Consider the following 13,690-nt stretch of genomic DNA (forward strand, 5'->3'; position numbering starts at 1 on the left):
CCATTGCCCATCAATTGCCGGTCGGCGCCGAGGGTTCCACCGGTACCACACGGCCCGGCACGGTCTGGCGCGCTTCGTCCGCCAGCATGACCGGAATGCCGTCACGGATCGGGTAGGCCAGCTTGTCGGCGTGGCAGATCAGTTCCTGGGCGGCGCGATCGTATTCCAGTTTGCCCTTGCACAGCGGGCAAACGAGGATTTCAAGCAGCCGGTTGTCCATCTTGGTGTTCCTTGTCGAGACCGTCGGCCATCCCGGTGGCGGTGGATTGCCCCACGGTGACGGGTGTGGCGATGGCCGGGTTGCGCGCCTGCACGACGCGGCGGATTTTATCGATCAGGCCCGCGTCGATCACGGGCGTGGTGGGGACGACCCAGATACGCGGGTCGTCGAAGCGCTCGCATTTTACGGCATCCTTCTCGGTGATCAGGATCACGTCGGCTTCGAGCGCGGCAGGATTGTCCGCGAACGGGTCCTGCACGAAATCGTAATGGTCCGGCAGCGGCATCGTGGCGGGGGAGAGCCCCGCCTGACGCAGACTGGCGAAGAAGCGTTCCGGGTGGCCGATGCCGGCTGCCGCCAGCACTCGCTTGTCCGCGAACTTGGACACGTCGCGCGACATCGTCGGATCGTTGAGCTGCCAGGCCTCGTCGAGCTCCAGGCGCATGCCGTAGACGTCGGGTTTGTCTGGCGTGGCGCGGAAATTCGGATCGTTGATCAGCGTGGCGTCGCGTGGCCGGGTCAGCGGTTCGCGTAGCGGGCCGGCCGGCAGCATCATGCCGTTGCCGCCCATGCGCGTGTCGAACATCACGATCTCGAAGTCCCGCTGGAGCTTGTAGTGCTGCAGGCCATCATCGAGCAGTAGTACGTTGACGCCGGGATGCGAGACGAGCATGGCCTGCGCGCACAGGGCGCGGTCCGGGAAGACCCACACCGGGACGTCCGCGGCGCGTGCGATCAGCAGCGGCTCGTCGCCGACGTCGGCAGCCTTCGAGGTCGGCTTGACGCGGCGCGGGTGGTTCAGCTTCACGCCGTAGCCACGCGAAACCACGCCCGGGCGCAGGCCGGCTTCCGTCAGCGCATGGGCCAGCGCGATCACGGCCGGGGTCTTGCCGGTGCCGCCCACGGTCACGTTGCCGACCACGATGACAGGCATCGGCAGACGGGTCGACTTGAACCATCCCTGCTGATAGCCGTACCGGCGAATGCGCGCGATCAGGCCAAACAGCAGCGACAGCGGCCACATCAGCCAGGCAAACCAGCTACGGCGCTGCCACTGGTCGGTGACGAAGTCGGCGAGGGTGTGTTGGGGAGCGGCCATGAAGATCGGGGACGGGAACGGGCGGCGCCACCGCTAGGGTGGCGCCGGGCGGATGCAGACAGAATGCAGACATTATGGGCATTGCCCGACGCTTGCCGCAAGCCTGCCGTTCGCCGCGCCGGGACTGCGGGGCGTCCAGCGTCTTATCGCTTCTGACTGCTCTGGGTGGCGAACGTCAGCCGCGACAGACCTGCAAGGCGCGCGGCCTCCATCACATTGATCACGGCCTGGTGCGTGGCCTGGGCATCGGCGTTGACGATGACCACTGGCGGTTGCCCGTTGCTGGCCGGACCGGCTGCGCTACGCAACTGGTCGGCGAGGCTGGTGACATCCGTCTGCTCCAGCACCTGCTTGTTGACGGAATAGACCCCGCGCGCCGAAACGGACACAACGATCTCGGTCGGGCGCTGCTGCGCCCGCTCGGCATCGGCCGTCGGCAACTGAATCTGAAGTTCGGTGAAGCGCGAATACGTGGTCGTGATCATCAGGAAGATGAGGATCACGAGCAACACGTCGATGAGCGGGATCAGGTTGATCTCCGGCTCCTCGCGTCGCTGACGGGAACGGAAATGCATGGCGCGCTCCCGCGGCGTTACACCCGCCGCTGGGGCAGGATGGCGTCGAGGAACGAGGTCGCGCGGAATTCCAGCTCGGCCACGTAGTCGTCCACGCGGCGGCGGAAATAGCGCCAGAAAATCAGCGCTGGGATGGCGACGATCAGGCCGAACGCGGTGTTGTAGAGCGCCACCGAGATCCCGTGCGCGAGTTGCTCCGGATTGGCACCGGTGCCGCCCTGGTTGCCGAAGATTTCGATCATGCCGATGACTGTGCCGAGCAGGCCCATCAGCGGGGCCACCGAGGCGATCGTGCCCAATGCGTTCAGGTAGCGCTCGAGTTCGTGCGCGACCACGCGGCCGGCTTCCTCGACCACGTCCTTGGCGGCGTCGCGCGACGTCTGCGGTTGCAGCACCACGTGGCGCAGGCCGGCGGCCAGCACGCGGCCAAGCGGCGAATTCTGCTCAAGGGTGTTCACGACCTCGGGCGTCGCCCTGCGCTGCTGGGCGGCGGAGAGCGCCTCCTCGTACAGCTTGGGCGGCAGGATCTTGCTGCGCTTCAGGGAAATGAACCGCTCGACGATTAGCGCCAGTGCGATGACCGACGCGAGCAGCAACGGCCAGATCGGCCAGCCGGCCGCTTGAATGATGGAAAACACGTGGACCCCCGAATTCTACAAACGAACGACAGACCCGAAATCAGAACGATTGATGCGTGGCAGCCTTTGATGCGCCGGGACGCGCCCCGCGCAGCGGCAATGCTCGAAAAATTGCAGGCGCCACTCTACCCCGCGACTTGGCGCGGGGCAAGCCGCGCAAATACGCGGTGTCTGCCGTGCGCATCGCCGCACGCCGGCAGCTTTCCACATTTGTGCGGGACAGGACTGTGGACCGATTGTGGAAAGCATGCGGAAAAGCACGCTAACCCATTGATCGCAAAGGAAGGCGCGTGGCCTGCCTGTTTTTTGGGCAGGCTTCGGCGCAACGGCTGCCGGCACCTGTTCCGACCGCTTCCGACCGCTTTAGATGGGCGTGGCGGCGACTTTCCACACATACGCGGGACAGGATTGTGGATCGGTTGTGGAAAGTTATCGGAAAAGCGTGCTAAGTCCTTGATCGACAAGGGGGAAGCGAGGTCTGCCTAAAAAACGTGCAGTTCGGGTGTGGCGCCGGTCCGGCAGTCAATCCGGTAAGCCCGTCACTTTCCACATCTGTTCAGGACAGTACTGTGGACGCATTGTGGATAAGCACGGGAGAAGCAACGTAAACCGTTGATTCGATTGGCCCTGTAACTGGCTGCCTAAAAAATGAGCATTTGCGGTGCCACAACCCCTCGTGACGTGGTGAGGACATTTCGCCGGACCGACATTGCTGCAGCTTGAGTCGCGATGCCATCGCCGCGATTATCCACAGCATTGACGCTTGACAAATCATTTATCCAAAGCTTCTGTGGATAACTTTGTGAACAAGCCAAGTGGCCTTTCGGTAAGTCGTTGACGCGTAAGGTTTTCTCTTACATTGCCTGTTTTTTGCGCCGTCCAAAAAATCATAAGAATCAAAGGCTTGCACCAGAACATGCGGATTGCGGCCAGGCGCGCGTGAAGGGGGAGGTGCCCCTTGACATTGCCGGTATGCTGTGGACATGTCCATCCCAGGCCGCGTGCGCGGTTGCGAACCATGCCAGACAACGAGAACTTTCCGCGCGCGATGCCGTCTCAGCCGCCCACGCGCACCCGTGATGTGATCCAGGTCAGTGAACTGAATCACGCCATCGCCGGAGTGCTCGAACGCAGCTTTCCACTCGCCTGGGTCCGGGGAGAGATCTCGAATTTCACGCGGGCGGCCAGCGGGCATTGGTATTTCTCGCTCAAGGACGCACGCGCGCAGATTCGTTGCGTGATGTTTCGCGGACGCAATCAGCATGTCGACTTCTCGCCACGCGAAGGGGAGGCTGTCGAGGTGCGCGCGCTGGTGTCGATGTATGAGGCGCGTGGCGAGCTGCAGCTCGGCGTCGAAGCCATGCGTCGTGCCGGGCTCGGGAATCTCTACGAGGCGTTCCTGCGGCTCAAGGAAAAACTGGCGCAGGCAGGTCTGTTCGATACTGAGCGGAAACGCCCCATTCCGGATCATCCGCGTGTGATCGGCGTGGTGACCTCGCTGCAGGCCGCCGCGATGCGCGACGTGCTGACCACGTTGCAGCGCCGCGCCCCGCATGTGCCGGTGATCGTCTATCCGGTGCCAGTCCAGGGGGCGGGCGCTGCGGAAAAAATCGCCGCGATGCTCGACGCAGCCAGCGCGAGGCGCGAGTGCGACGTGCTGATCCTCTGTCGGGGCGGCGGCAGTATCGAAGACCTCTGGTCGTTCAACGAAGAGGTGGTGGCCCATGCGATCGCGCGGTGTGCCGTGCCCGTGGTCTCCGGTGTCGGTCACGAAACCGATTTCACGATCGCCGATTTCGTGGCCGACGTGCGCGCGCCGACGCCTACCGGCGCGGCGGAACTGGTGAGCCCCGACCGCGCGCATCTGCTCCAGGCCACGCGCCGCGCACGCGATGCGCTGGCGCAGGCAATGGACCGGCAACTCGAGCGCCGCGCGCAGCATCTGGAATGGCTCGGACGCAGGTTGCGCAGCCCGCAGGCGCAGTTGCAGGAGCGTCGCGCCCAGGTCGACAATCTGGCCCGGCACATGCGCTCGGCACTGCGCGATACGGTGGCCGTACAGCGCCACCGCGTGGACGTGCTGGCGATGCGCTGGCGTGCCTGCAAGCCCGACATTAGCGCGGCGCAGGCTGAGTTGGGCCGCCTGGCGGCACGTATGGAAGCTGCCGCCGCGCGGCGGCATGAGCGCGAGACGGCACGCCTGGCGCGTGCGTCGGGTGCGCTGGAGCTGCTGGCGCCCCAACGCACGCTCGAGCGCGGCTATGCGGTGTTGCTTGACAATCGTGGCCGAGCCCTGCGGTCGCCGGTCGAGTTGCGTGCGGGCAGCATTGTGGAGGCCCATTTGGCGGACGGGGTTGCCGACATCGAAATCGCCGGTGTGCAGGCCAAGCTGGCAAGCTTCTGACAACTGCCCCCGGCCCTGTGTCGGGGAAACTAACATGAGGGCAGGGGGCTTTCCGGCGTCGTTTGCGCGGGTCTGGCAAGTCACCTACAATCGGCAGTTCTCCCCACCACAAACCGCAGAGACAGAACAATGGAACACAAGCTCCCTTCTCTCCCGTACGCGCATGATGCCCTCGCTCCGCATATCTCCAAGGAGACCCTGGAGTTCCATCATGACAAGCATCACCAGACCTACGTCACGAACCTGAACAACCTGATCAAGGGCACCGAGTTCGAGAGCGCATCGCTGGAAGAGATCGTCAAGAAGTCGTCGGGCGGCATCTTCAACAACGCTGCCCAAGTGTGGAACCACACGTTCTACTGGGAATCGATGAAGCCGAACGGCGGTGGCCAGCCGACCGGCGCCCTGGCTGACGCGATCAACGCCAAGTGGGGTTCGTTCGACAAGTTCAAGGAAGAATTCACGAAGGTGGCCGTGGGCACGTTCGGTTCGGGCTGGGCCTGGCTGGTCAAGAAGGCCGACGGCTCGCTGGACCTGGTGTCGACCTCCAACGCCGCCACCCCGCTGACCACCGACGCCAAGCCGCTGCTGACCTGCGACGTGTGGGAACACGCCTACTACATCGACTACCGCAATGCCCGTCCGAAGTACGTCGAGGCATTCTGGAACGTCGTGAGCTGGGACTTCGCGTCGAAGAACTTCGCCTGAGCGAATTCGGCAAGTCGAAGCTGAGTAACAAGGCCCTCCTTAGTGAACTGAACCCCATAAGTTGGACGGTTCAAGAAGACTAGGCTTGCAAGGGCTGAGTCCTGTATTGCACGGGACTCAGCCCCTTTAGTTTCAGTCGGATACGCTCGTGGTTGTAGTAGTGGATGTATTGCCGGATGCCAGCCTGCAACTGCTGCACGCTGTCGAATTCGTTCAGGTAGAAAAACTCCGACTTGAGCGTTCCAAAGAAGCTTTCCATCGCGGCATTATCAAGGCAATTGCCCTTGCGTGACATGCTCTGTCGGACCTTCTTGCCCAGCAGGCGTCGATAGGCTGGCATCTGATACTGCCAGCCCTGATCCGAATGCAGCAAGGGCCGCTCACTACGTTTAAGGTGTGAGATCGCTTTCTTCAGCATGCCGCTGACCAGATCGAAGGTGGGCAGTGTGGAGCTTTGCCAGGCGATGATCTCGCCGTTGTACAGATCCATGACCGGCGATAGGTACAGCTTCTGCCCCTTCACGTTGAACTCGGTCACGTCCGTCACCCATTTCTCGTTGGGCCGTTGCGCAGCGAACTGCCGGTTGAGCAAGTTCGGCGCCACCCGTCCCAGCATTCCCCGGTAAGAGCGGTATTTCTTCGGTCGTACCAGCGACTTCAAGCCCAACTGCAGCATCAGGCGCCGGATCAACTTGTGATTGACTATCTCGCCAGCCTGCCGGATCACCGCGGTAATGCGCCGATAGCCATATCGGCCCCGGTGGTGCTCGTAGATCGAGCGGATGCGCTGCTTGAGTTCAGCGTAACGATCCCCGGCCAGCAGGACTTTCTGCTGGTAGTAAAAGGTGCTGCGCGCCAGTCCTGCCACATTAAGCAGGATGGCCAATGGATGATGCTGCCTCAATTCGAGTACTACTTGCGCTTTGCGCGCGGTGCCTGACGCTGCTCCACTCGAATCAAGGCATCGAGTTTTTTTAGGTACGCCACCTCCGCGCGCAGGTATTCGTTCTCCTTGAGCAACTGCTCACGGGTGCGCTGATCCGGCTCGGATTCCGGTGGGAGGGGTTCGGGTGGCAGAGTTTTCGGCATCTTCCGGGGGCGTCCCTTGGGACGGGGCAATAGTGCAGACAGACCACCCTCATGATACTGGCGTTCCCAGCGGCCGATGGCCCCCGGATCACGAATCCCCAATATCGCTCCCACCTGAGATTGCGACAGGTTGTCTCGCCGCATGCGCTCAAGCGCCGCGAGCTTGAATTCTGCGCTGTACTTACTGTGCCCCTTGCGCCGTAAGCCGCGTTGACCGTGGAGTTCATACTGAGCAACCCACTGCCGGGCTAGCGTACGCGCCACTCCATACTCCTGCGCCAGCGCCCTATAACCGATACCTCCGGCTAAATATCGCTTCACTACCTTGAGCTTCAGTTGCTCGTCGTGTCTCACCATGAAAAACACCCCAAGGGTTGGATCGGTGTCCAACTCTTGGGGTGCAGTTCATAGCGAGGGCCTTGTTTTTTTGGGGCGCGGGTGATGAACAGAGGCCAATTCATCGTGCTGAGTACAGGGTGAATTGCCGCATAATCCACACTGTTCCCGAACGGCTTTCACCCACTGTCATGCCCACGTCTACCAAGCCCTCGACCCGGTCCGTTACCGCATCCCGCGCCCGGTCGGCCAGGCGAGGCGCCGAAGAGGTGGTGCGTCCGCCGTTGCAGTCGCGTAGCGAAAAGAGTCTGGAGAAGATGGTGGCGGCCTGCCGCGCGCTGGCCGAGGAGCGCGGCAATCTCGACGACATTTCGCTGAACGAGACCGTTGCCAGGGCGGGCACGTCGATTGGCGCGTTCTATGGGCGTTTCAAGGACAAAGAGGCCTTTCTCGGCTATGTGCTCGAAGTGGCGTTGCGCGAGGCGGAGGACGTCATGCAACGCTCGATCGACGAGGAGCCTGTCTGGCAGGCGGGTCCCGCGCAGGCGATCGTCGAGCGCATCATCAGCGGCTACGTCGGCCAGTTTCGGCTGAATCGTGGCTTGTTCAGGGGATTCCTGCGGCACTACTCGGCGCGTGACGCGCGCGACAACCCGATGCGCGATGCCAACCGGCGGATCTACGGGCTGGTCGTGCCGTCGCTCGCAGCGCAGCTGGGCGATCGGCCCCAGGACACAGCGGAATTTGAAGTCCGCGCCGCGCTGCAGTTCATGGTGGGCACGCTCGCCAACATCCTGCTCAACGATCCGGGGCCGCTGCATCTCGATGACGATGCTCTGGCGCTGCACCTGAATCGCATGATGGTCCGCTACCTCGGATTGCCTGAGGCAGTCGCGCCTGTAGCATCCGCGGCGCCTCGCCGCAGCAAGCGCTAGCCTCCAGTTATCGCGCGTCTCGCGTTAGGCGTTTCCCGAGCGAAACCCTATCAGTATTTGCCCTCTGCTGTCTGAACCGAAAAATAGCACTACCGTTCGTAATCCGGTCGGATGGCACATGCCTTCCGGCACGCCCCCGGTGCGCGCGCGAGCACGCAAGGAGACTACGAATATGGCAGAAGCGTTGACATCGTCACGAGGCAGTGTGTTGCCGCAAGAGGCTGAGGAAAGCGGCCCGGCCAATGTCTATCAGCCACGCAAGGCATGGACCATCGCCATCTGGCTGACTGCCTTCTCCGCCATCAACTTCCTCGACAAGGTCGTGCTGGGCATGCTGGCCGTGCCGATCATGGAGGATTTTCATCTGACGCCCACGAGCTTCGGCGTGATCGCCGGCAGCTTCTTCTGGCTGTTCTCGCTGTCGGCGGTCGTGGTCGGCTTCATCGGTAATCGGGTGGCCTCGCGATGGATCCTGCTGTGCATGGCGTTCATCTGGTCGGTGGTCCAGCTTCCGGTCGCCTTCGCGTCGAAGTCATGGGTGCTGCTGGCCTCGCGGGTAGCGCTGGGCGCGGGCGAGGGACCGAGCTTTCCGGTCTCGGCACATGCCCTGTTCAAGTGGTTCCCGCATGACAAGCGCAATCTGCCGGTGACGCTGATCAACCAGGGCGCGGTCATCGGGCTGCTGCTGGCGGGCCTACTCGTGCCCTATGTCTCGCACAACTGGGGATGGCGCACCAACTTCATCATGCTGGCGATTGCGTCGGCGGTGTGGGGGCTGGGCTGGCTTTGTTTCGGCCGCGAGGGCACGCTGAGTTCGGCCGCCGCCGATGACGGGCCCGCGCGCGCTGATACCTTGCCGCGACGTGTGCCTTACCGCAAGCTGCTGACCGACCCCACGATTCTGTCGGCCTGTTTCGTCGGCTTCACGGCGTACTGGAGTCTTGCGCTGGTGCTGACCTGGATTCCTTCCTATCTGGAGCAGGCGCTCGGCTTCGATCGCATCAGCGCGGGCAAGGTGTTCGCCGTGCAGGTTGCCGCGGGTATCCCCATCAGCATGACGCTGAGCTGGCTCTCGCAGCGCATGTTGCAGCGTGGCGCATCCACGCGTGTGGCCCGCGTGCTGTTCGGCGCCGTTTGCGTCGGCGTGGGCGGGCTGGGCCTGCTGGTGCCTGCATTCGTGCCGATGCCGACGCCTTATCGGCTGGTATTGCTCACCGCTGCGGCCACGCTGCCGAACATGGTGTTCTCGTTCGGCCCGGCGATCCTGGCCGAGATTACGCCCGACGCACAACGCAGCGCCATCGTCGCGCTCAATGTCGCGATATCCACCTGTGCGGGCGCCATCGCGCCGATCACGATGGGATGGTTCGTGCAGGCGCATCCGGGCGACCTTGCCCATGGATACGAACTTGGCTTTGCACTGGGCGGCGCGGTGATGCTGACGGGATTCGTAATGAGCTGGCTGGGTCAGCATCCCGAGCGTTCGCTGCGACGGCTGCAAGGCTAACGAACAGAGGCCGGCTTGCCGGCGAATCTCTGGCACGAAAAAAAACCCGGCAAGTATTTGCCGGGTTTTTTCACTTGCGCGGATTCAGTGCGCGCTGTCGGTGGCCTGCTTGATGGTGTCCATCACATGGCGGCGCGCGTCGAATTCCTCGGCTACCTTGTGATCGTTGGCGAACTGGGCTTCGACGTCAACGTTGGCGAACTCGATCGCGCCCATGGCGGCAAACGCGTCCTGCACGCGCTGGCTCCACAGACCGATGTCCTTGACCGTCGGCACGATCCGGCTGAACAGGCGCTGGCGGAACAGTCGCATGGTTTCCGAATCGCGTACCGCCTGCGCGCATTCGTCCTCGGGCAGGCCCAGCCGGCCCCAGACTTCCTTCTGGTCGAAGCGCTCGCGCATCAACTGGCAGGCTTCGATCACGAAGTCCTCGCGTTCGCGTTGTTCGGCCTCCGTCAGTTGCGGATAGTAGCCGCGCAGCGCGGTGCGGCCGAAGGCGACATGGCGCGACTCGTCCTGCATCACGTAGGCATTGATCGAAGCAGCCAGCGGGTTCTTCGCGAAGTCGCGAATGCGCTGGAAGGCGGCGAGCGCCAGCCCTTCCACCAGCACCTGCATCCCGAGGTAGCAGAAGTCCCAGCGCGAATCGGTCAGCGTGGTTTCCAGCAGCGACTTCAGACCGGGCGTGATGGGATAGAGCAGGCCGACCTTCTCATGCAGCAGACGCGAATAGGCTTCGACGTGGCGGGCCTCGTCCATCGTCTGCGTGGCTGCGTAGAACTTGGCATCCATGCCAGGCACCATCTGCACGATGCGCGCGGAGACCATCAATGCGCCCTGTTCACCATGCAGGAACTGCGACAGCGAATGCGCCTGCTGGTGGCGGCGTACCTCGATGCGGTCGTTGTGGCCCAGCTTGTCCCACAGCTTGGTGCCGTAGATCGGGATCATGCGGTCATCGAGTTCCTGCGGGTTCTCCGGGTCCAGCTCCCGGGACCAGTCGATCCGGTCGCTCGCATTCCACTGCTGCTTCTTGCTCGTCTCGTAGAGCTGCAGCAGCTTGGACGACCCATTGTCGTATTCCCAGTTGAACTCTGTCGCTACCTGGCTGCCGACGGACCAGCCGGTCTGGTCCACAGGCAGGGTGTAACGGTGCATCGATGTCATGACGTCTCCTTTGGCTTGCCTTGGGGTTTGGCCGATCATCGTGACCTGCTGCGCCGGAGCCGGGAAGATCGGCCTTGTTCTTGCGGGGGCTTCCGACTATAAACAGAAGAATAATTCTGTTTCTGATTAATGCAAGGAGCCGATACAGGTTCCGCAGAACGAGGAGACGCGGATGCAGTTCCATCGCCTGACCGTTGCCGATGTGGTTGCGGAGACCGAAGACGCACGTTCGTTCGCGCTTGCGATACCCGAGCCGCTGCGCGGCGCGTTTCGTTATCGTGCGGGGCAGCATTTGACCTTCCGGGTGGACGTCGGCGGGGAAACCCTGATGCGTAGCTACTCGCTGTCCAGTGCTCCGGAGTCCCTTGGGCTACCGGTAGTGACGGTAAAGCGGGTCGCGCGAGGCAGAGTGTCGAACTGGTTCCACGCGCACGTCGGCCCCGGCAGCGTGCTGGAAGTGAGCGAGCCCACCGGGCGCTTCGTGTGTGACGATGGCGCGGCGCCGCTGGTGTTCTGCGCGGCGGGTAGTGGCATCACGCCCGTCCTGTCGATGATTCGCTCCGCGCTAGCCACCACCACGCGCCACATCACACTCTTCTATGCAAATCGTGATGCCGCGAGCGTTATCTTCGGGCAGGCCATCGCCAGGCTGGTGGCGGACCATCCGGAACGGCTCGCGGTCCGGTGGCACTACGATGACGAACACGGCACCCCCGACGCGCAGACCCTCGGACAAATGCTGCGGCGCAATGCGGACTTCCACCTTTATCTTTGCGGTCCCGCGCCGTTCATGGCCATGATTCAGCAGGCCGCGGGCGAAGCCGGCGTGGCGGGTGGGCGTGTGCACCTGGAGCGTTTCGATGCGGCGCCCGTGGTCGCCAGCGCCGCGGTTACCGCCACGGCAGCGATGGCCTCATGCGATGCGCGCGTGACGATCAAGGGCGAACAGCATACGGTGCGGGTGGAGGGCGGCCAGTCGCTCCTGCAGGCCATGCTGGAGGCCGGGCTCGATGTGCCGTACGCGTGCGAGGAAGGCTACTGCGGATCGTGCGCGGCAAAATGCCTCGATGGCGAAGTCGCCCACGCGCACAACGACGTGTTCAGTCCCGACGAACTTGCCGCCGGCTGGATACTGGCGTGCCAGGCGCGTCCGCGTCACGATCGATCATTGATCATCACCTACGACGTATGAATCCGATCATTCCGATGCAGACCGTGGAAGGTTTGCGCACGCCGCGCCAGGAGCGCAGCGAGGCCTCCCTGCGGGCCATGCTTACGGCGGGGCGAGGGTTGATCAACGCATCCGGCAGCCTGACCGGCTTCTCGCTGGCCGAGCTGACCCAGGCGGCCTCCACGTCGGTTGGCGCGTTCTACACACGCTTTCGCGACAAGGAGACCTTTTGCGCGCTGGTGCTCGAGGATATGCTGACCGAACTCCGGGCCGGGCTCGATGCGCAGATGGCGCAAGACCCGGTCTGGCATGACGGACCGGCTGATGCCATCTGCGCACGCATCATCGCGTTCTACGTTGCCACCTTCCGCTCATATGCTGGTGTGTTCGCGGCCTACCTGCGACATGCCGCCAGCGGTGGACCGTTATGGGGGCCCATTCGCGATGCCAACCAGCGCATTCTCGATGTGATGGTGCCCTGCCTGTCCGGCCATCTGCGCGCGGAAGGGCGCGACTGGGCCGAGGACGAGATCCGGATGGCGATCCGGCTGGTGGTCAGTACCCTCACGAGCATCGCGCTGGAAGTGCCGCATGGCATCGGCATGGAGGACGCGGCGCTCGAGCCTCGCCTTGCCGCGATGCTGCAACGCTATCTGGCCGGGCCGCCGCACGTCCCGGCTCCGTGAAGCAAGTTGATTCAACCAAGGAGACACAGAAGATGAAAGCCGCAGTGATGGAAAAAGCAGGCGCGCCGCTCGTGATCCATGACGTTGCCATTGCCGAACCGGGTCCGCGCGAGGTGCGGGTGCGAACGGCGGCCGTGGGGTTGTGCCATAGCGATCTTCACATGATGCAGGGCACCTATCCGCTACCGCTGCCTGCCGTGCTTGGGCACGAGGTGTCGGGTGTGGTGGAGGCCGTTGGCTCGCAGGTATCCGGACTGAAGGCGGGCGATCATGTGGTGGGCTGCCTGTCGGTCTATTGCGGCCACTGCTCGGTATGCGCGGCGGGCCGCCAGGTGCTGTGCCAGAACCCGGAGGTGAAGCTTCCGCCGGGCAAGGCCAACCGTCTGCGCCTGGCGGGAAATCCGCTCAGCCAGGTATTCAATCTTTCCGGTTTCGCCGAAGAGATCCTCGTGCACGAGAACGCGCTGGTGAAGATTCGTGACGATATGCCGCTCGATCGCGCGGCGTTGCTCGGCTGCGCGGTCATTACTGGCACGGGTGCGGTTTTCCACAGCGCGAAGGTGCCGCCGGGCAGCACCGTGGTGGTGGTCGGTTGCGGCGGCGTCGGGCTCTCCGTGATCAACGGCGCGGCGATTGCCGGCGCGTCGCGTGTGATCGCCGTGGACATGCTGCCTGCCAAGCTGGAACTGGCTCGCAAGTTCGGGGCGACCGACGTCGTCAATGCGGGCGATGGAGACCCGGTAGCGCAGGTGATGCAACTGACCGGCGGCGGTGCCGAATTCGCCTTCGAATGCATCGGCCTGAAGCAGACCGCCGAGCAGTGCTACGCGATGCTGGCCCCCGGTGGCACGGCGACGGTGATCGGCCTGTTCCGTCCTGATGCGAGGATCGAACTGCCCGCACTCGACTTCCTGAAAGAGAAGCGCATCCAGGGCTCGTTCATGGGTTCGAACCGCCTGAGTCTGGATATCCCTCGACTGGTCGAGTTGTACATGCAGGGCAAGCTGCTGCTCGACGATCTGATTTCGCAGCGGATCTCGCTGGAGGACATCAATGAGGGGTTCATCGCGATGCAGTCGGGAAGTGTGGCGCGAAGCGTGATCACGTTCCCTGGCGTAGGCGGGCTGTAAGAGGCCGCCCATCTGCCGCGCGCCA

13 protein-coding genes are annotated in these 13,690 nt (G+C 63.4%); 7 read left to right on the forward strand and 6 right to left on the reverse strand.

From position 1 onward, the window contains the following. Positions 1 to 10: 10 nt before the first annotated feature. The 4 genes from K6G35_RS02625 to K6G35_RS02640 form a co-directional block, all read right to left on the reverse strand. The gene (locus K6G35_RS02625; RefSeq protein WP_286879626.1) at positions 11 to 220 is read right to left on the reverse strand and encodes a Trm112 family protein; all 210 of its coding nucleotides are present in this window, start codon (positions 218 to 220) and stop codon (positions 11 to 13) included. After that, a complete protein-coding gene (lpxK, locus tag K6G35_RS02630; RefSeq protein ID WP_186425991.1) occupies positions 201 to 1,319 on the reverse strand; it encodes a tetraacyldisaccharide 4'-kinase in 1,119 nt (372 codons plus the stop codon). Before lpxK ends, K6G35_RS02625 begins: the two co-directional genes overlap by 20 nt. Before the next feature lie 143 nt (positions 1,320 to 1,462). Beyond that, positions 1,463 to 1,894, reverse strand: a complete 432-nt coding sequence (locus K6G35_RS02635; RefSeq protein ID WP_008644996.1) for an ExbD/TolR family protein — start codon at positions 1,892 to 1,894, stop codon at positions 1,463 to 1,465. Between the two features lie 17 nt (positions 1,895 to 1,911). Continuing rightward, positions 1,912 to 2,532, reverse strand: a complete 621-nt coding sequence (locus K6G35_RS02640) for a MotA/TolQ/ExbB proton channel family protein (RefSeq protein ID WP_008644986.1) — start codon at positions 2,530 to 2,532, stop codon at positions 1,912 to 1,914. 1,018 nt (positions 2,533 to 3,550) lie between these two features. Here K6G35_RS02640 and xseA point away from each other — a divergent pair. Together xseA and sodB are read left to right on the forward strand one after the other, a co-directional pair. Next, a complete protein-coding gene (gene xseA / locus K6G35_RS02645; protein WP_186425992.1) occupies positions 3,551 to 4,936 on the forward strand; it encodes an exodeoxyribonuclease VII large subunit in 1,386 nt (461 codons plus the stop codon). A gap of 129 nt (positions 4,937 to 5,065) precedes the next feature. Beyond that, complete coding sequence (gene sodB, locus K6G35_RS02650; RefSeq protein ID WP_008640957.1) at positions 5,066 to 5,644, forward strand: superoxide dismutase [Fe]; 579 nt, start codon at positions 5,066 to 5,068, stop codon at positions 5,642 to 5,644. A 79-nt stretch (positions 5,645 to 5,723) separates the two neighbouring features. Here sodB and K6G35_RS02655 read toward each other — a convergent pair. Then, positions 5,724 to 7,090, reverse strand: a protein-coding gene (locus K6G35_RS02655) for an IS3 family transposase (RefSeq protein WP_495676048.1) whose coding sequence is annotated in 2 segments (ribosomal slippage) — positions 5,724 to 6,613 and positions 6,613 to 7,090 — 1,368 coding nt in all. Because the reading frame shifts where the segments join, the coding sequence is not laid out codon by codon here. Between the two features lie 170 nt (positions 7,091 to 7,260). Between K6G35_RS02655 and K6G35_RS02660 the strand changes: the two genes are divergently transcribed. Together K6G35_RS02660 and K6G35_RS02665 are read left to right on the forward strand one after the other, a co-directional pair. Beyond that, positions 7,261 to 8,004, forward strand: coding sequence for a TetR/AcrR family transcriptional regulator (locus K6G35_RS02660; protein WP_495676049.1), 744 nt, complete (start codon positions 7,261 to 7,263; stop codon positions 8,002 to 8,004). 172 nt (positions 8,005 to 8,176) lie between these two features. Beyond that, complete coding sequence (locus tag K6G35_RS02665; protein WP_008640955.1) at positions 8,177 to 9,511, forward strand: MFS transporter; 1,335 nt, start codon at positions 8,177 to 8,179, stop codon at positions 9,509 to 9,511. 84 nt (positions 9,512 to 9,595) lie between these two features. Here the strand turns inward: K6G35_RS02665 and K6G35_RS02670 are convergent, their stop codons facing one another. Next, entirely contained in the window at positions 9,596 to 10,678 is a 1,083-nt protein-coding gene (locus tag K6G35_RS02670; protein ID WP_495676050.1) for a ferritin-like domain-containing protein, read from the reverse strand. A 172-nt stretch (positions 10,679 to 10,850) separates the two neighbouring features. Here K6G35_RS02670 and K6G35_RS02675 point away from each other — a divergent pair, with 172 nt between their 5' ends. The 3 genes from K6G35_RS02675 to K6G35_RS02685 are packed head-to-tail and all read left to right on the forward strand — an operon-like array spanning position 10,851 to position 13,665. Next, a complete protein-coding gene (locus K6G35_RS02675) occupies positions 10,851 to 11,870 on the forward strand; it encodes a 2Fe-2S iron-sulfur cluster-binding protein (RefSeq protein WP_495676051.1) in 1,020 nt (339 codons plus the stop codon). Continuing rightward, positions 11,867 to 12,535, forward strand: coding sequence for a TetR/AcrR family transcriptional regulator (locus K6G35_RS02680; protein WP_008640951.1), 669 nt, complete (start codon positions 11,867 to 11,869; stop codon positions 12,533 to 12,535). The genes K6G35_RS02675 and K6G35_RS02680 overlap by 4 nt, the downstream gene beginning before the upstream one ends. Positions 12,536 to 12,567: 32 nt before the next feature. Beyond that, positions 12,568 to 13,665: a Zn-dependent alcohol dehydrogenase gene (locus K6G35_RS02685; protein WP_008640950.1), complete on the forward strand. Its 1,098-nt coding sequence runs from the start codon at positions 12,568 to 12,570 to the stop codon at positions 13,663 to 13,665. Positions 13,666 to 13,690 lie beyond the last annotated feature (25 nt).

Source organism: Cupriavidus sp. HY129 (assembly GCF_059492215.1).